The sequence below is a fragment of the Arthrobacter alkaliphilus genome (assembly GCF_021483235.1).
Lineage (GTDB): Bacteria > Actinomycetota > Actinomycetes > Actinomycetales > Micrococcaceae > Arthrobacter > Arthrobacter alkaliphilus.
The window spans coordinates 116543-138480 of record NZ_JAKEEC010000004.1 but is presented as its reverse complement, the minus strand read 5'-3'; the positions used below and the strand labels follow the sequence as shown (position 1 = coordinate 138480).

The 21938-nt window shown below is 65.0% G+C and carries 22 protein-coding genes; 13 read left to right on the top strand and 9 right to left on the bottom strand.

Translation table 11 applies throughout. The features are described 5' to 3' along the window. Positions 1-256 precede the first annotated feature (256 nt). Positions 257-1486, top strand: a complete 1230-nt coding sequence (locus tag L0B83_RS05090) for a pyridoxal phosphate-dependent aminotransferase (RefSeq protein ID WP_234757332.1) — start codon at positions 257-259, stop codon at positions 1484-1486. Positions 1487-2295: 809 nt separating this feature from the next. Here L0B83_RS05090 and L0B83_RS05085 read toward each other — a convergent pair. Both L0B83_RS05085 and L0B83_RS05080 read right to left on the bottom strand, forming a co-directional pair. Continuing rightward, positions 2296-2970 (bottom strand): LuxR C-terminal-related transcriptional regulator, encoded by a 675-nt coding sequence (locus L0B83_RS05085; RefSeq protein WP_308193956.1) that lies wholly within the window; start codon positions 2968-2970, stop codon positions 2296-2298. Then, on the bottom strand, positions 2967-4304 hold the full coding sequence (locus tag L0B83_RS05080) for an ATP-binding protein (RefSeq protein ID WP_234757331.1): 1338 nt from the start codon (positions 4302-4304) through the stop codon (positions 2967-2969). The genes L0B83_RS05085 and L0B83_RS05080 overlap by 4 nt, the downstream gene beginning before the upstream one ends. 126 nt (positions 4305-4430) lie before the next feature. Here L0B83_RS05080 and L0B83_RS05075 point away from each other — a divergent pair, with 126 nt between their 5' ends. The 5 genes from L0B83_RS05075 (at position 4431) to L0B83_RS05055 (ending at position 8506) form a co-directional block, all read left to right on the top strand. Next, positions 4431-5882, top strand: a complete 1452-nt coding sequence (locus tag L0B83_RS05075; protein WP_234757330.1) for a PspC domain-containing protein — start codon at positions 4431-4433, stop codon at positions 5880-5882. Between the two features lies 1 nt (position 5883). Continuing rightward, positions 5884-6192, top strand: coding sequence for a hypothetical protein (locus L0B83_RS05070; RefSeq protein ID WP_234757329.1), 309 nt, complete (start codon positions 5884-5886; stop codon positions 6190-6192). Positions 6193-6237: 45 nt separating this feature from the next. Then, the gene (locus L0B83_RS05065) at positions 6238-6495 is read left to right on the top strand and encodes a PspC domain-containing protein (protein ID WP_234757328.1); all 258 of its coding nucleotides are present in this window, start codon (positions 6238-6240) and stop codon (positions 6493-6495) included. 155 nt (positions 6496-6650) lie between these two features. Then, the gene (locus L0B83_RS05060) at positions 6651-7676 is read left to right on the top strand and encodes an ATP-dependent 6-phosphofructokinase (protein ID WP_234757327.1); all 1026 of its coding nucleotides are present in this window, start codon (positions 6651-6653) and stop codon (positions 7674-7676) included. A gap of 98 nt (positions 7677-7774) precedes the next feature. Further along, the gene (locus L0B83_RS05055) at positions 7775-8506 is read left to right on the top strand and encodes a GNAT family N-acetyltransferase (RefSeq protein WP_234757326.1); all 732 of its coding nucleotides are present in this window, start codon (positions 7775-7777) and stop codon (positions 8504-8506) included. Between the two features lie 79 nt (positions 8507-8585). Here the strand turns inward: L0B83_RS05055 and L0B83_RS05050 are convergent, their stop codons facing one another. The 7 genes from L0B83_RS05050 to L0B83_RS05020 form a co-directional block, all read right to left on the bottom strand. Then, a complete protein-coding gene (locus L0B83_RS05050) occupies positions 8586-10106 on the bottom strand; it encodes a DHA2 family efflux MFS transporter permease subunit (RefSeq protein WP_234757325.1) in 1521 nt (506 codons plus the stop codon). A 48-nt stretch (positions 10107-10154) separates the two neighbouring features. After that, positions 10155-10715: a PadR family transcriptional regulator gene (locus tag L0B83_RS05045; protein ID WP_234757324.1), complete on the bottom strand. Its 561-nt coding sequence runs from the start codon at positions 10713-10715 to the stop codon at positions 10155-10157. Between the two features lie 150 nt (positions 10716-10865). After that, a complete protein-coding gene (locus L0B83_RS05040; protein ID WP_234757323.1) occupies positions 10866-11279 on the bottom strand; it encodes an ankyrin repeat domain-containing protein in 414 nt (137 codons plus the stop codon). Beyond that, complete coding sequence (gene ygfZ, locus L0B83_RS05035; protein ID WP_234757322.1) at positions 11276-12361, bottom strand: CAF17-like 4Fe-4S cluster assembly/insertion protein YgfZ; 1086 nt, start codon at positions 12359-12361, stop codon at positions 11276-11278. The genes L0B83_RS05040 and ygfZ overlap by 4 nt, the downstream gene beginning before the upstream one ends. 22 nt (positions 12362-12383) lie before the next feature. Beyond that, entirely contained in the window at positions 12384-13106 is a 723-nt protein-coding gene (locus L0B83_RS05030; protein WP_234757321.1) for a flavodoxin family protein, read from the bottom strand. Positions 13107-13193: 87 nt separating this feature from the next. Further along, positions 13194-13793, bottom strand: coding sequence for a nitrobindin family protein (locus tag L0B83_RS05025; RefSeq protein ID WP_234757320.1), 600 nt, complete (start codon positions 13791-13793; stop codon positions 13194-13196). 184 nt (positions 13794-13977) lie between these two features. After that, positions 13978-14712: a permease gene (locus tag L0B83_RS05020; RefSeq protein ID WP_234757319.1), complete on the bottom strand. Its 735-nt coding sequence runs from the start codon at positions 14710-14712 to the stop codon at positions 13978-13980. 311 nt (positions 14713-15023) lie between these two features. Here L0B83_RS05020 and L0B83_RS05015 point away from each other — a divergent pair, with 311 nt between their 5' ends. From L0B83_RS05015 to L0B83_RS04985, 7 genes are all read left to right on the top strand, one after another. Further along, positions 15024-15722 carry a winged helix-turn-helix transcriptional regulator gene (locus L0B83_RS05015; protein ID WP_234757318.1) on the top strand — a complete coding sequence of 233 codons (699 nt, stop codon included), beginning with the start codon at positions 15024-15026 and terminating at the stop codon, positions 15720-15722. Between the two features lie 240 nt (positions 15723-15962). Then, on the top strand, positions 15963-16955 hold the full coding sequence (gene mshD, locus L0B83_RS05010) for a mycothiol synthase (RefSeq protein ID WP_234757317.1): 993 nt from the start codon (positions 15963-15965) through the stop codon (positions 16953-16955). 81 nt (positions 16956-17036) lie between these two features. Further along, a complete protein-coding gene (locus L0B83_RS05005; RefSeq protein ID WP_234757316.1) occupies positions 17037-19286 on the top strand; it encodes an RNA degradosome polyphosphate kinase in 2250 nt (749 codons plus the stop codon). 11 nt (positions 19287-19297) lie between these two features. Beyond that, complete coding sequence (locus tag L0B83_RS05000; RefSeq protein WP_308193955.1) at positions 19298-20266, top strand: NUDIX hydrolase; 969 nt, start codon at positions 19298-19300, stop codon at positions 20264-20266. Between the two features lie 18 nt (positions 20267-20284). After that, positions 20285-21088 carry a thymidylate synthase gene (locus L0B83_RS04995; RefSeq protein ID WP_308193954.1) on the top strand — a complete coding sequence of 268 codons (804 nt, stop codon included), beginning with the start codon at positions 20285-20287 and terminating at the stop codon, positions 21086-21088. Further along, complete coding sequence (locus tag L0B83_RS04990; RefSeq protein ID WP_234757315.1) at positions 21085-21672, top strand: dihydrofolate reductase; 588 nt, start codon at positions 21085-21087, stop codon at positions 21670-21672. The genes L0B83_RS04995 and L0B83_RS04990 overlap by 4 nt, the downstream gene beginning before the upstream one ends. A gap of 2 nt (positions 21673-21674) precedes the next feature. Further along, positions 21675-21896, top strand: a complete 222-nt coding sequence (locus L0B83_RS04985) for an NF038396 family protein (RefSeq protein WP_234757314.1) — start codon at positions 21675-21677, stop codon at positions 21894-21896. Positions 21897-21938 lie beyond the last annotated feature (42 nt).

Genomic DNA, 21938 nt, shown 5'->3' with positions numbered 1-21938 from the left:
GGATTCCGAGCCAATCTGGGGCGCGAACCATTGTGATGTTTTTCAACACCGGTGAACCAGTCTACGCAACAACGCCGCGATAGTCGAACCGGGCCATTTCCGAAGCGTCCAGGCCTTCCCGCCCGTGTGATCAGCCTCGCTTGTCCAGCCTCTGTCACTTTCGCGACGTTCCGATAGCTCCGCAGAACAGCATAAAGTAGATTCCGTCGAATCCCACCATCCAGCTCATGAGCTGCCCGCGAAGAACGGTGCTTTAATGTCTGCCGGAATACCTGCCGCCCGCATTTCACAGCGAATTTCCGCCATTGCCGAGTCCGCGACCCTTGCCGTTGACGCCAAGGCCAAGGCGCTCAAGGCGGCGGGTCGCCCCGTGATCGGCTTTGGTGCCGGGGAGCCGGACTTCCCGACGCCCGACTACATCGTCAAGGCCGCCGTTGAGGCCGCCGCTCAACCGAAGTACCACCGCTACTCCCCCGCCGCCGGCCTCCCCGAACTCAAGCAAGCCATCGCGGACAAGACCTTCCGCGACTCGGGCTACAAGGTCGAGGCCTCGCAGGTCCTGGTGACGAACGGCGGCAAGCAAGCGGTCTACAACACCTTCGCCACGCTCGTCGACCCGGGTGATGAGGTCATCATCCCCACGCCTTTCTGGACCACCTACCCGGAAGCCATCCGCCTTGCCGGCGGCGTTCCCGTGGAGGTTTTCGCGGGTCCGGAGCAGGGCTACCTCGTGAACGTTGAGCAACTTGAAGCAGCCGTCACGGAGAAGACGAAGATCCTGCTGTTCGTCTCGCCGTCGAACCCGACCGGCGCCGTCTACAGCCCGGAACAGGTTGCCGAGATCGGGAAATGGGCAGCGGCCAAGGGCCTCTGGGTTGTCACTGACGAAATCTACGAGCACCTCACCTACGACGGCGTCCCCTTCACCTCGATTGCCACTGCCGCCCCGGAACTCGGCGACAAGGTGGTCATCCTCAACGGTGTCGCCAAAACCTATGCCATGACCGGATGGCGCGTCGGATGGATGATCGGACCGGCTGACGTCATCAAGGCCGCCACCAACCTCCAGTCCCACGCGACGTCGAACGTTTCCAACATCATGCAGATCGCAGCCCTCGCTGCCGTATCCGGTCCGCTGACCGCCGTCGACGAGATGAAGGTCGCCTTCGACCGCCGCCGCAAGGCGATCGTCGCCGGACTGAACGCGATCGAGGGTGTGGAATGCCCGACGCCGACCGGCGCCTTCTACGTCTACGCCGATGTCCGCGGGCTGCTGGGCAAGGAATTCCCGACGTCGGACGGTCCGGTCCGTCCGTCGACGTCCGCTGAGCTCGCCTCGCTGATCCTCGACGAAGTTGAGGTGGCGATTGTTCCGGGCGAGGCGTTCGGCCCCTCCGGCTTCGTGCGCCTCTCCTACGCCCTGGGCGACGACGACCTCGCCGAAGGGGTCCGACGCCTCCAGGAGTTCCTCGGCCAGGCCAAGTAGCTCTGCACACGCACGAACGCCCGCTCACCTTGGGAAAGAGGTGAGCGGGCGTTCGGGTTTAAGCCGCCAGATGTGAGCTGGCGTTCGGGAAATGAGGCGAATATCTGACCGGGCGTCCGGGGAGGTTGCCGCACGGCCGACGCCCGGTCACCTAAACCGCGAACGCCCGCTTACCTTGGGATACAGGTGAGCGGGCGTTCGGGTTTAAGCCGCCAGATGTGAGCAGGCGTACGGGAAATGAGGCGAATATCTGACCGGGCGTCCGGGGAGGTTGCCGCACGGCCGACGCCCGGTCACCTAAACCGCCCTTCCCCCCAACGCCCGGTCACATAAACCGCCCCCGCCGCCAACGCCCGGTCACATAAACCGCCCCCGCCGCCGACGCCCGGTCAGATAAAGGGCCCGCGCCGCTGACGCCCGGTCACATAAACCGCCCCCGCCGCCAACGCCCGGTCACATAAACCGCGAACGCCCGCTTACCTTGGGATACAGGTGAGCAGGCGTTTGGGTTTAAGCCGCCAGAGGTGAGCAGGCGTCCGGCAATTGAGGTGAATATCTGACCGGGCGTCCGGGGAGGTTGCCGCGCGGCCAACGCCAGGTCACATCAACCGCCCCCGCCGCCACCGCCCGGTCACCTAAACCGCCCCCGCCGCCTACGCCCGGTCACCTACACCGCGAACGCCCGCTTACCTTGGGATACAGGTGAGCGGGCGTTCGGGCTTGAGCCACCAGCGGTGAGCAGGCGTTTCGGTTAAGGCCGCCAGAGGTGAGCAGGCGTTCGGGAATTGAGGTGAAGATCTGAGCGGGGGTCAGAGGAGGCGGCGCTCGGCGGCCCACTTGGTCAGTTCGTGGCGGCTGGAGAGCTGCAGCTTGCGGAGTACCGCGGAGACATGGGTTTCCACGGTCTTGATGGAAATGAACAGCTCTTTGGCCACCTCCTTGTAGCTGTACCCCCGGGCAATGAGGCGCATGACTTCAAGTTCCCTCGCGGACAGACGATCGAGCTCGTCGTCGGCGATCTCGGCCGGCGCGGTTCCAAACGCGTCCAGGACAAAACCGGCCAGCCTCGGCGAGAAGACGGCGTCGCCGTCGGCCACGCGAATTACGGCGTCGGAGATCTCGGGGCCGGAAATGGTCTTGGTGACATAGCCACGGGCACCGGCCCGAATGACCGCCACGACATCTTCCGCGGCGTCCGAGACGCTCAAGGCCAGGAAGCTCGTGCCTGGGCGGAATGCCGAGGATGCGCTGATCACCTCCCTGCCGCCACCGCCACGGCCGCCGGGCAAATGGACGTCGAGCAACACCACCTCGGGATGCACCTCGGCAATCACGGCAATGGCTTGTTCCACTGTTCCGGCTTCGCCCACGACGTCGATCCTCGAATCGAGGTCGGCCTTGAGCCCGGACCGGAAAATAGCGTGATCGTCCACGATCACCACGCGGACCTTCCGCGCCACTTGCTCTGACAGGGCGTTCATCATCTGGCCTCTCCGTTTCGGTTCTCCGCTTTATCGACGTTCTCGACAGGCAGCCTCAGTCGCACCTCCGTGCCCTCGGAACTGCTGTTGATGACCGCAGTGCCGCCGTGGCGTTTCATCCGTCCGACGATCGATTCCCTGACTCCGAGCCGGTCTTCAGGGACCGTATCGGGGTCAAAGCCGGGTCCGCGGTCCCTCACGAAAACCTCGCTGCCCGTGTCCGAGCTCTCGAGGTAGACGGACACAGCTCCGCCGCCATGCCGGGCAGCATTGTGCATGGCCTCGCGGGCGGCCAGGACGAGGGCCTCGTGCCTGTCCGTCATCTCGGTGTCTCCGACGCTGACGACGTCGACAGCGTGTCCGTGGGCGTCCTCCACTTCGGCTGCCGCAGCGGAAATCCGCTCCGCCAGGAGCCCTGAATCCTTTGCGGCGTCCCGATACAGCCAGGTGCGCAGCTCCCGCTCCTGGGCACGGGCAAGCCGGACCACATCCTGCTCGGAACCGGCCCGGCGTTGGATCAAGGCGAGCGTCTGCAGCACTGAATCGTGCAGGTGCGCGGCGATCTCGGCCCGCTCAGTCTCCCGGACCCGCGCTGCCCGCTCGCTTTCAAGGTCCTTCCAGAACTTCAGGCCCCACGGCAGCAGCACGAGGGCCACACCGCCGAGCACCGCGATCGAAGCCAACAGCGCGAGCCAGGTCTGCTCCCACGAGCCGGAACCGGACACCATGACCAACACCCCGGCAACCACCAAGGCCAGGCCCGCGGCGAGGCGGACCCACCCACCGGCCTGGTCTGCTTTGGTCTTGTCCACCAGCCCGGCCCGGCGCGTCTCGTCCAACTGCATCCACGCGATCGCCGCTCCACCGAGTATGGCCGCCGCGGGGATCAGCGTGCCGAGCGGGACATCCACCCCGATCTGCCGGGCGATGAGGATTGCAGCCACCAGGAGCAGGCCGGCTCCGAGGAGGATCTCTTTTCCGTACTGGATGGGCCGCGTCCTGAACCAGGAGGCGAAAGCGGGGGCCGGGGCGGACAGCGGCAGCGGCCGCTCGCCGCCGTCGGGCGTTGTTACCTCCGGAGGCATGCTCACCGAAGGAGCAATGGGCGACGCCGGCCGGCGGCTATTGCGGCGGGCGCTTTCGTCGGCGGTGGGCACCATGACCCACAGCCACGCGTAGAAGGCCAGGCCCGCCCCGCCGGCGAACGAGGCAAGGACCATACCGAGCCGGACGTACTTCACAGGCCAGCCAAGGTGGTCCGCCAGGCCACTGCACACACCGGCAATCATCCGGTCGCTGCTCCGGACCAGCGGCGGACGTTGCATGGCGGTTGTCATGAATCCATCCAAACACGTATCAGGGCCTGCGGCGCCGGAAGCCCGGGCATCTCAGGGGGCCACTCAGGGAACGTTCAGGGTATCCCCCAATAGAGGGCGACGCTGCCGGGACGGCAAGATCGAAGCATGAACGCGAACAGCATGAATCCGGAGGACTCCGGACAAGCAGCGGAGCCCGGACAACCCGCAGAATCCAGCCAACCGGCCGGGACCGCCTCACCCGAGGAACCCGTCGCGCCGAACACCGGCGGCAACGGCGGTACGACGCCGAACTATGCCACTCCCGCTCCCCCGCAGAACTTCTTCAACTGGGTCCGCAGCCAGGGCATCATCCGTGGCCGGGACCGGTGGATGGGCGGCGTGGCCAGCGGCGTCGCGCACCGCTTCGGCATCGATCCTTTGATCGTCCGCGGCATCTTCATCATCCTCACCCTTTTCGCGGGGATCGGCATCCTGCTCTACGGCGTCGCCTGGGCCCTCCTGCCGGAACCCGATGGGCGCATCCACACGCAGGAGGCCGGGGCGGGCCGCTGGTCCGCAGGCATGACGGGCGCAGTCATCACCACCATCATCGGGTTGCCAAGCCTCGGCCATGGCTTCTGGGGCTGGGGCTGGAATGGCGTTCCCGGGATCCTGTGGACGCTGTTCTGGGTAGGCGGCATCGTTTACCTGGTCTACTTCCTGGTCCAGCGCAGCAGGGCGCGTAACGGCCGGCAGCCCACGGGCACATACGCCTACAGCGCGGGGGCCTACAGCGCGGGCCCCTACGGAACGGGTGCCTACGGAGCCGGCGCCCCGGCCGCGCCTTCGGGGCCCGCCAATACGGCGGGTCCCGTCAGTCCCGCACCGCCGCCCCCACCTGCGGGGCCGGCCAATCCCGCAGGCCCCTACACACCGGGCGGCATTCCCGCCCGCCCCGAGCGCCCTGAGCGCCCCGAGCGTCCGAGGCGGCAAGGACCTAGCGCGGCCATCGTAGCGGTCTCGGCAGGCGCTGCACTTCTGGCCGGCGGAACCCTCAAGCTGCTCGACGCCGGCAGCGTCATTCACTTGGGGGACGCCGCCAACGCGGTGGTCTGGGCTACGGGCGCCGGAGTCCTCGGCCTCGGGATCCTTGTTGCGGGCCTTCGTGGCCGCACGTCGGGACTGCTCGGCTTCCTGGCCGTGGCGACACTGGTGATCGGGGGTATCTTCAATGTGGCGCCCAACGCGGACCGCTTCCGTCTCCAGAATGCCCAATGGAATCCCGCGAGTATCGACGATGCACGGAACGGCTTCGACATCACCGGCGCGAACGGAACAGTCGACCTTACCAACTTGAACCTGCGCGCGCCGCTGGGCTCCGACGTCGTGGTTCCCATGGACGTAACCGCCAGCAACATCAAACTCGTCATCCCGGCGACCGTGCCGGTGGAGGTCCAGGCAGACATGACTTTCGCGAACCTCAAACAGGACGCGAGCGCTGTCGCCCAAAGCAACGGCAGTACGCGGGACAGCTTCAACGCGGACAAGCCCGGCGCCAAGCTGGTGGTCAAACTCCACGGCACCTTCAGCAACGTCACAGTCCAGGAAGGAAACTGACATGAGCACGCACGAACCCCCGCGGGCATTTGAACCAGCACCGGCCCCGGCTCCTGGAACCGCTGCGAATACCGCCCGCGCCAGGGTAGGCACCGTGGTCTTCGGGCTGATTGTCCTGGCGCTCGCAACGTTGATCATCATTTCCAAGCTGGGCCTCGTGGCCCTCAACGGCAACTACGTGCTGATCGGGCTCATGATCGGGGCCGGCGCGGCGCTCGTGGTCGGCGGCCTGGTGTCGGCCCGCTCCCGCAAAGGCGGCGGGTCAGGCCCGGGTTCCGGGGCCAACGCCGCCGATTCCGCGCACCGCTAGCAAGCAGCACGTGACAAAGCAGCCACAACAGGGAAGGCTCTAGCCATGAACAAGTTCTTCAGCATCGTACGGGGCATCGGCCTGCGGCGCGGCCCGCAGCGGTTGGTCGGAGGGGTTTGCGGCGGCATTGCCGCCAAACTGAATGTGGACGTGGCCTACGTCCGCATTGGCTACCTGCTCTTCTGCTTGCTTCCCGGGCCAGCCCTGTTGATCTACGTGGTGGCATGGCTGCTGCTTCCCGACCAAACCGGCACCATTGCGCTGGAATCCTACCTCGCCAGGCGTCCGCAGGGCAGGAAATAGCACAACCAAGCTTTCTCCGGCTGTTTCCCGGTTGTTTCGAAAGCCTCAACCGGGACGGTCACGGTTTGTGTCCTACCCCACATTGCCCCATAGAATCATGGTGAGCTCAGCGTGGCGCTCTGCACGTGTACCTCCTAGCCAGGATTTGAGCCCTCATGAAAATTGGAATCCTTACCAGCGGTGGCGACTGCCCCGGACTTAACGCCGTCATCCGCGGCGCCGTCCTCAAGGGCATCGCCATCCACGGCCAGGAATTCGTCGGTTTCCGGGACGGTTGGCGAGGCGTCGTGGAGGGCGACGTCATCGACATTCCCCGCACCATGGTCCGCGGTATTGCCAAGCAGGGTGGAACCATCCTTGGCACGTCCCGCACCAACCCATTCGAGAACGGCGGCGGGCCGGACGTCATCAAGGCCCACATGGACCGCCTCGGCATCGACGCCATCATCGCGATCGGCGGCGAAGGCACCTTGGCCGCCGCGAAGCGCCTCACCGACGCCGGTTTGAAGATCGTGGGCGTCCCCAAGACCGTGGACAACGATCTCGACGCCACCGACTACACCTTCGGTTTCGACACCGCGGTCCAGATCGCCACCGAGGCCATCGACCGGCTGCGCACCACCGGAGAATCCCACCACCGCTGCATGATCGCCGAAGTCATGGGCCGCCATGTCGGCTGGATCGCCCTGCACGCGGGCATGGCTGCCGGCGCCCACGCCATCCTGATCCCGGAGCAGAAGGTCAGCATCGAGCAGATCACCGAGTGGGTCAAGGAAGCCCACGACCGCGGCCGTGCACCGCTGATTGTCGTCGCTGAGGGCTTTGTTCCCGAGCACATGGAAGCCCCGCACTCCGAACGCGGACTCGACACCTTCGGCCGGCCCCGCCTAGGTGGCATCGCGGACCAACTCGCCCCCGAGGTCGAAGCCCGCACCGGCATCGAGACCCGCGCCACGATCCTCGGCCACATCCAGCGCGGCGGCGTTCCCTCGGCCTTTGACCGGGTGCTGGCCACCCGCCTGGGAATGGCCGCCATCGATTCGGTCGTGGAAGGACGCTGGGGAACCATGGTGGCCCTCAAGGGCACGGACATCGAGCACGTGGGCTTCGAAGCCGCCCTGGGCAAGCTCAAGACCGTCCCGCAGCACCGCTACGACGAAGCCGCTGTGCTGTTCGGCTGAGCGGGCTCTTCACAGGACAGGTTCATCAAAGGAGCAGGCAGGCACCACCGGGTGCCTGCCTGCTCCTTCCTTTTCCAGGACTGCATAGACTCAATGTCATGGAATTTGATGCTGGATCGGCCGAAATTGTGCTGCTGGCTTGGGCCCGACATTTAGGGTTCGACGACGAAGCGTTCAGTTTCGTCTCCGGCTCACCTGCCGCACGCCACGGCGAGCGGCTCGTAAGGGAAGACGAAGACGCCCAGTCCATCACGTTCGTCAGGCTCTTTGGCCGCTCCGCGTTGGTGGCTCCCCCATGGGCGGTGGCCGCCGCCGTCGAACTCTCGGACGATCAACTCAGTGAGCATTCCGAACTGCTGCGGATCAGCCGTGAACACGGCGGGCACGGACTCGGAACGTCGGCGCTGCTGTTCGCCGACGACCTTCCCCTCTTCCAGCCGGGAGCCGAAGTCACGGTCTCGCATGGACATCCGGAGGCAATCGAATTGGAGGGCCTATGCCCGCCGGACGACGTCAACGAAGTCCATCTCTCGAGGATGGACCACCATTTCACTGTGATGGACGGCAATGAAGCGGACCGCAAGCCGGTGGCCTGCGGCGCCTATGCGGAATGGCAAGGAATCCTCGCCGACATGGGCGTCCTGGTGCCGCCGGAATTGCGCCGCCAAGGACTCGGAACCCTGGCTGCCTCGATTGCCGCCCACGAGGCACTCGCTTCAGGCCTGACGCTGCAATGGCGCACGGCACTGGACAACCGGGGCTCCATGGCCCTTGCCCGAAAGCTGGGCTTCGTCGACGGCGGCATCCACACCTCCGTCCTACTCCGCTGACGCCAACTCCCGGCCGCGAGTTGGCAGCAGATGCCCGCAAAACCGAGGTTTTGGGGCATCTGCTGCCAGTTCGCGCGGGCTACTGGCTCCGCTGGCTGCTGTCCACCGGTACCTCCGCGGCCGGGGAACCCCAGCCCTGGACGGCTTTGGGCTTCGCGTAGAACAAAGCCGCTGCGGCGCCCAGCAAAATCGCAAAGGCCGGGAGCAGGACTGACTGGCTCATCGCCGTCGAGAAAGCCTCATGCAGGAATTCAGGCAACTTCCCGGTGAATCCGCCTTCGCCGGCCGGCGCAGCACCTGGCGGCGCCGCGGGCAGTTCGGCAGCGAGCCGGGACTGGATGAGGGCCGCAATCGCGGCCGATCCCAGCACCGCGCCGATCTGGCGGGTCGTGTTGAAGACGCCAGAACCGGCGCCGGCCGAGCGCGGCGGGAGGTTGCGGGTGGCCGCGTTCGAGACCGGGCCCCAGATGAAACCGTTGGCCACGCCCTGGAGGGCGCTGGGAAGCAGGAACATCCAGATGGGGGTATCCGGCTTCAGGAGGGACCCGGTCCAGAACAGGGCACCGGACAAGCAGAGGAGCCCGAAGGCGGCGAACCAGCGCGGGTTGATCCGGTCGATCAGCTTGCCGACGACAGGTGCCAGCCCGCCGGAAATCACGGCCATGGGGATCATGAGCAACGCGGACTGCGTGGGGGTCAACCCACGCACTACCTGGTAGTAGAAAATGGTGGGCAGGGGGAACGCCGTTATGGTGAAGCCCACCGCCATGATCGTGGTGTTGCCCAAGGAAAAGTTGCGGTCTTTGAACAGGCCAAGGGGCAGCAAGGGCTCACCGCCGCGGCGTTCCAGGAGCCACTGCCAGAAGATGAACACGGCGAGCACAACGAGCCCCGCGATGATGAGTCCCCACACAGTGATCGGCCCGGTGACGGTGCCCCACTTGTAGCTTTGGCCTTCCTGGATGCCGAACACCAGCAGGAACATGCCGGCCGCGGACAGGAGGACGCCCACGACGTCGAACTTGTGGCTGTGCGTGGTCAGCTTCGGTACCAGCCGGGTCACCAGGACGAACGCGACGATGCCGATCGGAACGTTGACGAAGAAGATCCACTGCCAGCCGAGGCCGTCAACCAACACGCCGCCGAGGATCGGGCCGACGAGGATGGCCATGCCGGCCGTCGCTCCCCAGAGGCCCATTGCCGCGCCCCGGCGGTCCGGCGGGAAGATCCGGGTGATGACGGCCATGGTTTGGGGCGTCATCATGGCCGCGCCGACGCCCTGGACCACCCGGGCCGCGATCAGGGTGCCGATGTCGCCGGAGAGCCCGCACCAGAGCGAAGCCAGTGTAAAGACCACCAGGCCGATCAGGTAGAGGTTCTTCGGTCCGAAGCGGTCACCAAGCCTGCCGGTGATCAGCAGAGGCACGGCGTAAGCGAGGAGGTAACCGCTCGTCACCCAGATGACGGCGTTGATGTCGGTATGCAGGCCCTCCATGATCCGTGGGTTCGCCACAGAGACAATGGTGGTGTCGATCAGGATCATGAAGAACCCGACCACGAGGGACCACAGTGCGGGCCACGGTTTAGCTACGTTTTCCATGGGTTTCCTTTGGCTGCTTTCTTGCACGTTGGCGCTTGGGATGGGCGGCTACCACGGCAACTGCCCGCTGCGGAGATCGTCCTGGAAGCCGCGGATCCAATCAATTTCAGACCGCAGCATGGTTTGTTGGTACTTGACGTCGATCCAGAACTTCCGTTCGACACCTTTCGCGGAGACCGCCTCTTCACCGCGGACCAAGACGTCCAGTTGGCCTTCCAGGTTCGCCACGCGGCGGTCCAGGAGTTCCAGTACGACGCCGGACGGCAGGTTGTGCGCCTCGGCGATCGCGTGGGGGAAGACCGGGTATTCGTTCACGGGTTCGGCGAGCATGTCCTGGAGGCGCTCGGTCAGCGCTTCCCGGCCGGTTTCGGTGATGCGGTAGGTGGTCCGCTCCGGCCGGTTGCCGGCCCGGTCAATCCCGGTCGCTTCGACCCACCCCGCCTCTTCCAAGCGGCCGACGGCGTGGTACAGCGTACCGGGCCGGACTTTGACCAAGCGGTCCTCGTGGCGGGCCATCAGGAGCTGGTACATCTCATACGGATGCATCGGCGCCTCGACAAGGAGGGCCAGTGCGGCGACACCCAACGGAGTCAGTGCGGCCCGTGCCATATTGCTACCTCCGTGCGAACTATTCCACCACAACTATTCCACATGGGATATATGGTTGCAACCTTGCCCGGTTCGACGGTTCCCTGCGCACTAGATGCATGCGGGCGTCGAGTGCGCGGGGAACCGTCGAAATGGAGTGAGCCCGGAAGCCTAGCCGAGCAGTTCGAGAATCTCCGTGCGGCCAAACATCCGGGCGGCGTCGCGCGCTGTGGGCGCCCCGGCGTCGGGATCTGCTCCGGCGTCAATCAGAACCCGGGCCACGTCGCCGTAGCCCTTGAAGACGGCTCCCGCCAACGGCGTCTGGCCTCGATCGTTGGCTGCGTTCGCGTCCGCGCCGTGGTGCAGCAGGAGCTGGACGGTTTCAGCATGGCCATGGTAAGCGGCGAGCATCAGCAGGGAGTCGCCCGCGGCAGTTCGCATTCCAGCCGGCGCACCGGCCTTGAGGTAGCTTCGCAGGAGCTCCGAATTGCCTTCCCTGGCGGCGTCAAACAAGGTGTGCGCCAAGGCAATGGCCTCCTCGTCGGCGCCCGTCGCTTGGGCTTCAGCGCCCGTCGTTTCACTCATCGATGGGGTCCCTTCAGGAATCCGGTCTGACGCCCCACCACTTGTCCGGCGTCGGGCGCAACGATTACTTCCTGGGCGGCCGGATAGGGCTCCTCGCCGTCCAGCACGGTCAGCACTTCGTGCGGGTCTACGGACCGCTTGATCAGGGCCAGGCCTACCGGTCCCATCTCGAAGTGCTGGGCCACAGATGTCAGCGTACCCACCTTGCGTTCCCCGGCAAATATGACGCTCCCCGGCGCCGGAAGGGTGTGCTGCGAGCCGTCCAATTGCAGGAAAACGAGCCGCCGCGGCGGGTGTCCCAGGTTGTGGACGCGGGCGATGGTTTCCTGGCCCTTGTAGCAGCCCTTGGCCAAGTGGACCGAGGTCCGGAGGAGATCGAGCTCATGCGGAATGGTCTTCTCATCGGTCTCCGCGCCGAGCCGTGGACGCCAGGCGGCTATGCGGAGCGCCTCCGCGGCCAACGAACCGGCCAGGGCCATACCCTCGACGGCCGTTTCAAGCTCGGCGGCGGGAATGAGGTATTCGAACCAAGGACGGTCAAGGCCGGGATGGGAGCCTTCCTCGACCACACTGTACGAATAGCCGCCGACGCCGACGTGCGGCCACGGATCCTCCCAAACGAGCCGCCCGGACCAGTCGTCAACAGGTTTCGTCGAGCCGACGACGGCCCAATCGGAAGACACGTCGGCCACCTCGACGCGCAGCATGAACCGCATTTTGTTGAGCCACTCCGCCAGCGGGGCAGCCTCCGCGGCCTCGACCAGCAGCCAGGTGGTCCCGCCGTCGTCCACCACGCGGGCATCGAACTCGATGCGGCCCTGGATGGTCAGGAGCAGCAGTTCGCTCGAGACGCCCGGCTGGAGGTTGGTCAGGTGCTGCGAGGAAAGAGTATTGAGCCAGCTCAGGCGATCCGGTCCGGTGACCGTAACAACGCCCCGATAGGAAAGATCGACGACGGCGGTGCCCGCGGCGAGTGCGCGCTGCTCAGGCAAGGGCTGGCCGTAGTGCGCCGCGACGCCGGAGTCCTCGCCGCCGCCTTCTACAGCTCCTGGGCGCGACAATAGGGGGCTCTTGTAAGTCATATGTAGTAGAAGTCCTCGGGGCTCAGCGGTATTCCGGGTTTTCAAAATCGAAGCGCGTGCCGGCTTTCCATTCGTCTGGAAGGTTGCCGTACGCAGGAATGCCGCCTGCGTCCTTGAGCATCCGGGCGCAGTGGAGCAGGTTCCAGGTCATGAAGGTGGTGTTCCTGTTGGTGAAATCGCTCTCGGGTCCGCCGGATCCTTCGTCGAGGTAGCTCGGCCCCGGGCCGACCGGGCCAATCCAGCCGGCGTCGGCCTGGGGCGGAATGGTGAAGCCGACGTGCTGGAGGCTGTACAAAACATTCATGGCACAGTGCTTGATGCCGTCTTCGTTGCCCGTGATCAGGCAGCCGCCGACCTTGGGGTAGTACGCCCACTGGCCCTTGCTGTTGAGCTGGCCCGAATGGGCGTAGAGCCGCTCGATGAGCTTCTTGGTCTGGGAGGAATTGTCGCCAAGCCAGATGGGACCCGCAACCACCACGATGTCGGCCTCAAGCACTGCCGGATACAGCTCCGGCCATTCATCCGTGGCCCAGCCGTGTTCGCGCATGTCCGGGTACACCCCGGCGGCAATATCGTGGTCCACCGTCCGGATCACGCGCGTGCTGACGCCCTGCTTTTCCATGATGCGCCGGCTGATCGCGATCAGTCCGTCAGTGTTGCTCACTTGCGGCGATGGCTTGAGGGTCCCGTTGAAAAAGACGGCCTTGAGATCGTCATAGCTGGCAGGCTTTGTTGCTTCGTTCACTTGCTGCTCCCCTTTGGTTCGAACGGCGAAACGGGACGTTCAGTGAGACCTCTTCGGTGAGACCGTGAAGCTAATGGACAAGCACTCCTAGGAGAGCTTGTTCAGGAAAGCCGAAGCATGGGCCTCGAGCGACTTACCCGGAGTGGCCACATCCCAGCGCCACAGCAGATTGCCGTCCACGAGGCCGAAGATGCGTGTGGCCGCAGTGTATTCCTTGGAGTGCCCGCCGCGCATCACCATATCGGTGCTCATCTGGATCTGCGGGCCCTTGATTTGGCCGTAGTACAGCTCACTGATGCCCCCGGGATGGGCGATGGTCACAGTGATGTCGAACCCGCCGTCGGCGTTCCGGTGCGCCTCGACGTCGTCGGCGGTTTTCAAGACCGGGACCATCTCCGCGGGAATCAGCCCGGGACCGCCGTCGGCGTCGAGCATTTTCCGCTCCAGCGCCCAGAAACCTGTTTCCACGGTGAGAGGGCGCAACTTGGTGCCGTCCTCGTCGCTAAGCCAGCTTTCCGCCCGGTACTCCAGGTAGGGCAGGCCGTGGTGCGTGAAGGAGACGTGCTGGATGAAGTGCTCCGAGTCTTCGTCACCGCTTCCAAGCCGCCCCCGGCCTTCCCACTCGCCAATGAGCCAGGAAAGGGGTACCAATTCGGGTGTCAGGTCGGTAGGGATTTCGATGGGCACAGCATTTACCTCAGTGGACCGGAGGGCACAAGTGGAACAGAAGCTGCCGGAGTTCTACTTCTGGCCTTTGAAGAGACGGTAGACGACAAAACCAGCGAACCAGGCCATCGAGAGGCTGGCCAGGCCGAGGAGGACGAGGAAGAAGATTTCAAATGCAAGTACGGACATGATGCCATCCTAACCGCTAGAAGATGAGTAGTTTGTCGATGAAGTAAGACAGGGCTCCAACCGCCCAGACGGGGGCTACGCCCATTCCCAGGACAGCCGGGAAGTTCAGGCGGCCGAGCCGAAGCGTCACCATCCGGCGGAAACTGACCAGGACCGATCCGATGACGACGCCCACCACGATGGCAGCCATAATCGCGATATTGGAGAACACCAGGCCTGCCATCGGCGCAACCAGCCCGGCGGCCACGATGCCCAAGGGTGCCACGACCCGGTCTGGCCAGCGCAACAAGCCGGCGAGGAGGGCCACAGCGGCGCTGAGGGCGGCAACCAACACCATTTCCTTGATCCCGTTGAACCTCTCCCCCGCAATCCAGCCGGCGCCAACGCAACTCAGGAGGACGCCGACGCAGCTGCCAAGCGTCGATTCGAGCCGCTGGGCCTGGCCGGTTCCGCGGATCAGCTGCACGACGAACACCGCGATCACGCCGGCGGCGATAAAGGCCGGGGTTGCATCGAGAAACCCGGGGGCCGGGAGGAACCCGGCCCCCAGGGCCGAACCGGCACCGCTCAGCCCGATGACGGCGGCGAGCGTCTTTTTCGCGGGCACAGCCAGAAAATGGGGCCAGCCGACGCCAACCGCGGCCGACGCCAGAATGCCGACGGCGACCAGCCCCTCCGTGGGGCCGTAAGAGCCGGCGACAAAAACCGCGAGCGCCACGAGGCCGACCACCCCGATGCTCCAAGACTTCACTGCGCCCCTGACCTCACTGTGTCCCTCACCTCGCCGTGCCTTTGCAGGATCCCCGATGGGCCCATCCTGTTCCAAGCCCGGGCAACCTCTTGCCAATCCTGCCCTATACGGCACAAATATGTCGCAAACATGGCCTGAAGGTGACACGAATCCCTGCCGTTGCAGGGGCATTTGGGTATACTCGGTTGTCAACAGCGCTTCTTGTGGCAGCGCTTCCGTTACAACGGAACAAAGCCGCATGGAGCAGCTACCGGCCGGTGGAAGCCCGGTTCAGACGCCCGATGATGCGCGGACCGCCCATTGGAGGAACTATGTCGCACATCCTGCTCCTGACGAACAGCACCGGCTCGTCGGTTGACATCCTGCCCGCCTTGGAGCTGCTGAACCACCGGGTCCACATCCTGCCGGCAGAGCCAACGGCATTGCTCGAAACCGACCCCACCGACGTCGTGTTCCTTGATGCCCGCAAGGACCTCGTGGGGGCCCGGTCCCTGACCCAGTTGCTCAAAGCCACAGGCTTGAGCGCTCCCCTCATCCTGATCCTCACGGAAGGCGGCATGGCTGCCGTATCTTCCGCATGGTCCGTCGATGACATTGTCCTGGACTCGGCCGGGCCGGCCGAAGTCGAAGCCCGGATCCGCCTGGCCGTGGCCCGCGCAATCCCCGGCGAAGAGGAAACCAACACCGAAATCCGGGCGGCCGGCGTCGTGATCGACGAGGCAAGCTACACGGCCCGCGTGAACGGGCAGCCGCTCAACCTGACCTTCAAGGAGTTCGAACTCCTGAAGTATCTGGCCCAGCACCCCGGTCGGGTATTCACTCGTCAACAGCTTCTCACCGAAGTATGGGGCTACGACTACTACGGCGGCACCCGCACCGTGGACGTTCACGTCCGGCGCCTGCGTGCCAAGTTGGGCGCGGACCACGAGAACCTCATCAGCACGGTCCGCAACGTTGGTTACCGGCTCACGCTGGTCCGCTTGCCGGAAGACGAGTTCACGGAGGCCTAGGCTTACGGACCGCAGGCTTCGGAACGCACGGGAAACAGCGAAGGCCCGGACTCAGTGAGTCCGGGCCTTCGCTTGCTCGGGTGGAGGACATACGGGTCGAACGTATCGAAGCCACCCCACTGGTGGATCCCCCTCGCATCCTGCTTCGCAAAGCCGGACGAGATATAGACCTTACACGGCCAAGACGGCAGCCGCAAAATCCATCCCGCCAAACCGGCCGGAGACGTATAGCCTTGCAGCATGAGCGTTGCGCACCCGGAGAACTGGCCTGTCCTCGTCGTCAAAGGCGCGTCCGATGCCGAGCTGTTGAACGACATCAAGACGCTTGCCGCGGCGGCGGAGAAGTCGGACGGCAATCCCCCGCTGTCGGAACAGACCCGCGTCATGCTGCGCGGTGCCGATGCCGGTGACCATTCCCTGCTCACACTGGCCCTCTACGCCCCGGACGAGCGGTCCGATCCAGCAAGCGGACAGGACCTGGCGGGGATCGCCGTCGTGGTTGAGGCGGACGACGGGACCGGAGTCCTGGAGATGGCAGTGCACCCCAGCTACCGCAACCAGGGCGTGGCGGTGCGGTTGCTGGACTCGCTCCGGGACAGCCGCGGGCTCGGGGGCCTGAGCGCCTGGTCCCACGGGAATCACGAGGCCGCCGCTGAGCTTGCGGCACGCTACGGCTACGGACCGGTACGCGAATTGTGGAAGATGCGGCTCATGTCTTCCACAGCGGAACTGCCCGACGCCGGCCTGCCCGAGGGAGTCTCGCTGCGCCCCTTCGTGCCGGGTCAGGATGAGTCCGCCTGGCTGACCGCCAACAGGATGGCATTTGCCCACCATCCCGAGCAAGGGTCCTTGACCAGGGCCGACCTTGAAGCCCGAATGGCCGAGGACTGGTTCGATCCCGCAGGGTTCCTGCTCGCCGTGAATGAGGACGGGGAGCTGCTCGGATTCCATTGGACCAAGGTGCACCCGCGGCAAGGATCCCATCCGGCCATCGGGGAGGTCTACGTCGTCGGCGTGACGCCCGCGGCGCAAGGCATGGGACTTGGCAAGGCGCTCACTGTCGCCGGAATCAGGTATCTCCAGAGCCACGATCTGCACTCTGTGATGTTGTACGTGGACGCCGACAACGCCGCGGCCGTTGCCCTCTACCAGAAGCTGGGCTTCGTTCGCTGGGACGTCGATGTCATGTATGCGCCGCTATCCGGAAACAACCCGGAACCACGGCGTCATTGAAAGGCTAGGACATCTAGGATTCCGGCACGTGGAATCCTTGTAGGGTTGAATCAAACCCTGCGCTGAACGAAGGAGAGCCCGATGAACCCGGACCCGGTCGGAAACACCAAAACCGAGGTCAAGGGCGCAACCTTGCCTCCCCGCTTCGGGTCATCCGAGGTCCCGGCGGCGCGGGCCACCCAGGACCGCATCGACATTCCCGAATTTGCGCCCTCCCTGGAGCCGGACGGCGACATCAGTCCGGACCGCTTCCTGGACCGCGAGCTGAGCTGGCTCGCCTTCAACGCCCGCGTCCTTGAGCTCGCGGAGGATCCGGACCTTTTCCTCCTGGAGCGGGTCAATTTCCTCTCCATCTTCGCCTCGAACCTGGATGAATTCTTCATGGTGCGCGTTGCCGGCTTGAAGCGCCGCATCGCCACCGGCCTCGCAGTGCCCTCCCCCGCCGGTCTGAGCCCTATCGAAGTCCTGGAGCAGATCGGCGAAGCGGCCCGCAAGCTGCAGGAACGCCACGCGCGGGTGTTTGCCGAGCAGATCCGCCCCGCCTTGGCCTATGAGCACATCCACCTCATGCGCTGGGACGAACTCGACGACGAGGCCAAGCACCGCCTCAGCCTGATGTTCGGCGAGAAGGTCTTCCCGATCCTCACTCCCCTCGCCGTCGATCCGGCCCACCCCTTCCCCTATATCTCCGGCCTGTCCCTCAACCTGGCCGTGATTGTCCGCAACCCCGTAAGCGACAAGGAACTGTTCGCCCGCGTCAAGGTTCCGGACCAGCTGCCGCGCCTCATCTCGATCGACGGACCCCGGGCCGGCGCGGTTCCGGGCCGCGTGGCACGGTTCATTGCCCTCGAAGAGGTCATCGCGGTGCACTTGGACAAGCTGTTCCCCGGAATGGAAGTCATGGAGCACCACACCTTCCGCGTCACCCGCAACGAGGACGTGGAAGTTGAAGAGGACGACGCCGAGAACCTCCTGCAAGCGCTCGAAAAAGAACTGCTGCGCCGCCGCTTCGGTCCGCCCGTCCGGCTTGAGGTCACCACGGACATCAACCCGAACATCCGCGCGCTCCTGGTGCGGGAACTCGGCGTCGACGAATCCGAGGTGTATTCAGTTCCGGCGCCGCTGGACCTCCGTGGCCTGTCGGTCATCGGCGGAATCGACCGCGCCGATCTCCATTACCCGAAGCATGTGCCCCACACCTCGCGGTACTTGAACGAATCCGAGACGTCCAAAGCCGCCAACGTCTTCGCTGCGATGCGCCGCCGGGACATCCTGCTTCACCACCCTTACGACTCGTTCTCGACGTCGGTCCAGGCCTTCCTGGAGCAGGCGGCCGCGGACCCCAAGGTCCAGGCCATCAAGCAGACCCTGTACCGCACCTCCGGCGATTCCCCCATCGTCGACGCGCTCATCGACGCGGCCGAGGCCGGCAAGCAGGTCCTGGCCCTTGTGGAGATCAAGGCCCGCTTCGACGAGCAGGCCAACATCTCCTGGGCCCGCAAACTGGAGCAGGCCGGCGTGCACGTCGTGTACGGCATCGTGGGACTGAAGACGCACTGCAAGTTGTCCCTCGTGGTCCGCCAGGAAGTGGACGGCCTCCGCAGGTATTGCCACATCGGCACGGGCAACTACCACCCGCGGACGGCCCGCTACTACGAAGACCTTGGCCTGTTGACCTCCAACGAGCAGGTGGGCGAGGACCTGTCCAAGCTCTTCAACCAGCTCTCCGGATATGCCCCGAAATCGACCTTCAAGCGGCTCCTCGTGGCGCCGCGCTCGGTACGGTCAGGATTGATCGAAAGGATCGAGGCCGAGATCCGCAACGCCCGCGCGGGAATCCCGGCCAAGGTCCAGATCAAGGTCAACTCCATGGTTGACGAAGCCACCATCGACGCCCTTTACCGGGCCTCGCAGGCCGGCGTAAAGGTTGACGTCATTGTCCGTGGCATCTGCTCGCTGCGTCCGGGAGTTCCTGGACTGAGCGAAAACATCACGGTCCGTTCCATCCTCGGGCGTTTCCTGGAGCACTCCCGTGTGTTCGCCTTCGCCAACGGCAACGATCCCGTGGTGTACATCGGCTCCGCGGACATGATGCACCGCAACCTCGACCGCCGGGTCGAGGCGCTGGTGCAACTCTCCAGCAAGGAGGACATCGCCGAGGTCCTGGACCTGCTGCGGCGATACATGGACCCCGGCACTGCCAGCTGGCACCTCGACAACGAAGGCCACTGGACCAGGTTCCACAAGGCCGAAGACGGCACGCCGCTGCTGGACATCCAGTCATGGCTGCTTGCCTCCCGGTCCCGCCAACGCGCAGTTGCCCGGCGGTAGGCAGCGAAAAGTTGAAAAGCGACACACCTATTGCGGACCAGACGGACCATCCCGGGGAGCCGGTCGCCGTCACGGCGGCCGGTGCCATCCCTTGGCGCGTCACCAAGGGTGCCCTTGAGGTCCTGCTGATCCATCGACCCAAGTACGACGACTGGTCCTGGCCCAAGGGCAAGCTTGACGCCGGGGAGACGATCCCGGAGTGCGCTGTCCGCGAGATCGAGGAAGAGATCGGCCTGACGGCTGCCCTGGGGATCCCCCTTCCACCGACGCACTACCATGTGGCGGCCGGTCTGAAGGTGGTGCACTACTGGGCGACGCAAGTCAACGGGTCCCCCATCAAGCCGGACGGCGAGGAAGTGGACGCCTACATGTGGGCCGCGCCGGACAAGGCGGCACGTTTCCTGAGCAACCCGACGGATGTTGCCCCTCTCCAGGCTCTGGCGAAGGCCCACCTCAATGATGAGCTGGAGACGTGGCCCCTGATCCTGGTACGCCATGCCAAGGCCAAGCCGCGATCCTCCTGGACCAAGGCCGAAGGCAGCCGGCCGCTTGCGGTGACGGGCCTGCGCCAGGCGCTGGCCGTGGAACGGCTCCTTGGCGTGTGGAAGCCGATGCGCATTGTAAGCAGTCCCTGGGCCAGATGCGTGTCCACCATCGCACCGTATGCCAAGTCGGCCGGAGCCAAGGTGAAGCTGGTGGATGCCCTGACGGAGCACAACCACCAGCGGAGTCCGAAGAAGACGGCCGCCATCGTCGAGGGCCTGTTCGAAAAGCAGCGCGCGGTTGCCCTCTGCACCCACAGGCCGGCACTGCCCACCATCCTAAAAACGCTCGGCGGCCGGATGGGACCCGAGCTTCGCCAGATGCTGCCGGCCCACGATCCGTACCTGGCACCTGGCGAGATGCTCGTGTGCCACGTGGCCCGCGGAAACGGCCAACGCGTAGTGGCAGTGGAACAGATCAAGCCCTTCGACGACTGACTCCAGTAAGCTGGGGGCGTGAGCATCCCAACCCCATATGAAGACCTCCTGCGCGACGTCATGGCCAATGGCACGCACAAGTCGGACCGAACGGGCACCGGCACCCGGAGCGTTTTCGGCCGCCAGCTGCGCTTCGATCTGAGCCAGGGTTTCCCGCTCATCACCACCAAGCGGGTCCACTTCAAATCCCTCGCGCTGGAGCTGTTGTGGTTCCTCCGCGGCGAGTCCAACGTGAAGTGGCTCCAGGAGCAGGGTGTCACCATCTGGGATGAGTGGGCGGACGCCGACGGCGAACTCGGCCCGGTGTACGGCGTGCAGTGGCGAAGCTGGCCGACTCCCGACGGCGGGCACATTGACCAGATCGCCGAGCTCATGAGGGGTCTCGCGGCCAACCCGGATTCGCGACGGCACATCGTTTCGGCGTGGAACGTCTCCGAGATCAAGGACATGGCGCTGCCGCCGTGCCACGCGTTCTTCCAGTTCTATGTCGCCGACGGCAAGCTGTCCTGCCAGCTGTACCAGCGTTCGGCAGACATGTTCCTTGGCGTCCCGTTCAACATCGCTTCCTACGCGTTGCTGACGTACATGGTGGCACAACAGCTGGGCCTTGAGCCGGGCGATTTCGTCTGGACCGGCGGGGACGTCCACGTTTACGACAACCATGTGGAGCAAGTCACCGAGCAGCTCTCCCGGGAACCGTACGAGTACCCCCGGCTTCAGTTCAAGCGGAAGCCGGACTCGATTTTCGACTACACCTTCGAGGACTTCGAAGTAATCGGCTACCGCCACCATCCTTCCATCAAGGCTCCCGTGGCAGTATGAGCAGCCGCGAGACCCCTGCTACGGAATCGCCGTCCTCCGGAGAGGCCCGGGAAACGCCCAACGGAATCGGGCTGGTGTGGGCACAGACCACCAGCGGGGTAATTGGCAAAGGCGGGACGATGCCTTGGCACCTCCCTGAAGACTTGAAGCACTTCAGCACCCTGACAACCGGCCATCCTGTGATCATGGGGCGGAAGACCTGGGAGTCTTTCCCCGCAAAGTACCGTCCCTTGCCCGGCCGCACCAACATCGTGGTGACCCGGCAGCCCGGCTGGGCGGACTCGCCCGACGCACGCGGCGCCGTCGTCGTCTCTTCGCTTGATGCAGCGCTTCTGGAGTCGCAGTTCGCACCGGGCGGCCAGACCGTCTGGATCATTGGCGGCGGCGAGATTTACCGGCAGTCCATGGACATTGCGAATGTCGCCGTGGTCACGGTCATCGACTCCGACACCGACGGCGACACTTTCGCGCCGGAGTTCGGCGAGGCATGGAGCCTTGAGTCGACGGATCCGGCTGATGGCTGGCTCACCTCCAAGAACGGCACCAACTACCGGATTGCCACGTGGCGCCGGACGGAAGACTGAGAATGCTGAAGAAACCTGAGACCCTGTTCGTCCTCGGCTACATGTTGTTGCCGCTCTTCGCGCTCCTGTCCGCGATTGTTGGGCTCACCATGATCCTGGGTGGGAACAAGATCCTGGGGATCATCGTCCTGGTGGTGGTGACCCAGGTCTTCGCTTTTGGCGCCTTCTACGCCCTGCGCGCACGGAAGGCAGCCCTGCTGGAAGGGCCCGACGCCGGCAAGTAGCGCTCCGTGACGTAACCGACAGCGGCCGGGAGCCGCAAAAGT

What these genes read in the sequence shown, in the direction of transcription:
- L0B83_RS05015 (WP_234757318.1), top strand. Translation starts at nt 15,024, where the DNA reads ATGTCGCACATCCTGCTCCTGACGAACAGCACCGGCTCGTCGGTTGAC.
- L0B83_RS05085 (WP_308193956.1), bottom strand. Translation starts at nt 2,970, where the DNA reads ATGATGAACGCCCTGTCAGAGCAAGTGGCGCGGAAGGTCCGCGTGGTG.
- L0B83_RS05045 (WP_234757324.1), bottom strand. Translation starts at nt 10,715, where the DNA reads ATGGCACGGGCCGCACTGACTCCGTTGGGTGTCGCCGCACTGGCCCTC.
- L0B83_RS05090 (WP_234757332.1), top strand. Translation starts at nt 257, where the DNA reads ATGTCTGCCGGAATACCTGCCGCCCGCATTTCACAGCGAATTTCCGCC.
- L0B83_RS05040 (WP_234757323.1), bottom strand. Translation starts at nt 11,279, where the DNA reads ATGAGTGAAACGACGGGCGCTGAAGCCCAAGCGACGGGCGCCGACGAG.
- L0B83_RS04990 (WP_234757315.1), top strand. Translation starts at nt 21,085, where the DNA reads ATGAGCAGCCGCGAGACCCCTGCTACGGAATCGCCGTCCTCCGGAGAG.
- L0B83_RS05065 (WP_234757328.1), top strand. Translation starts at nt 6,238, where the DNA reads ATGAACAAGTTCTTCAGCATCGTACGGGGCATCGGCCTGCGGCGCGGC.
- L0B83_RS05050 (WP_234757325.1), bottom strand. Translation starts at nt 10,106, where the DNA reads ATGGAAAACGTAGCTAAACCGTGGCCCGCACTGTGGTCCCTCGTGGTC.
- L0B83_RS05060 (WP_234757327.1), top strand. Translation starts at nt 6,651, where the DNA reads ATGAAAATTGGAATCCTTACCAGCGGTGGCGACTGCCCCGGACTTAAC.
- mshD (WP_234757317.1), top strand. Translation starts at nt 15,963, where the DNA reads ATGAGCGTTGCGCACCCGGAGAACTGGCCTGTCCTCGTCGTCAAAGGC.
- L0B83_RS05075 (WP_234757330.1), top strand. Translation starts at nt 4,431, where the DNA reads ATGAACGCGAACAGCATGAATCCGGAGGACTCCGGACAAGCAGCGGAG.
- L0B83_RS05005 (WP_234757316.1), top strand. Translation starts at nt 17,037, where the DNA reads ATGAACCCGGACCCGGTCGGAAACACCAAAACCGAGGTCAAGGGCGCA.
- L0B83_RS05055 (WP_234757326.1), top strand. Translation starts at nt 7,775, where the DNA reads ATGGAATTTGATGCTGGATCGGCCGAAATTGTGCTGCTGGCTTGGGCC.
- ygfZ (WP_234757322.1), bottom strand. Translation starts at nt 12,361, where the DNA reads ATGACTTACAAGAGCCCCCTATTGTCGCGCCCAGGAGCTGTAGAAGGC.
- L0B83_RS05080 (WP_234757331.1), bottom strand. Translation starts at nt 4,304, where the DNA reads ATGACAACCGCCATGCAACGTCCGCCGCTGGTCCGGAGCAGCGACCGG.
- L0B83_RS05070 (WP_234757329.1), top strand. Translation starts at nt 5,884, where the DNA reads ATGAGCACGCACGAACCCCCGCGGGCATTTGAACCAGCACCGGCCCCG.
- L0B83_RS04985 (WP_234757314.1), top strand. Translation starts at nt 21,675, where the DNA reads ATGCTGAAGAAACCTGAGACCCTGTTCGTCCTCGGCTACATGTTGTTG.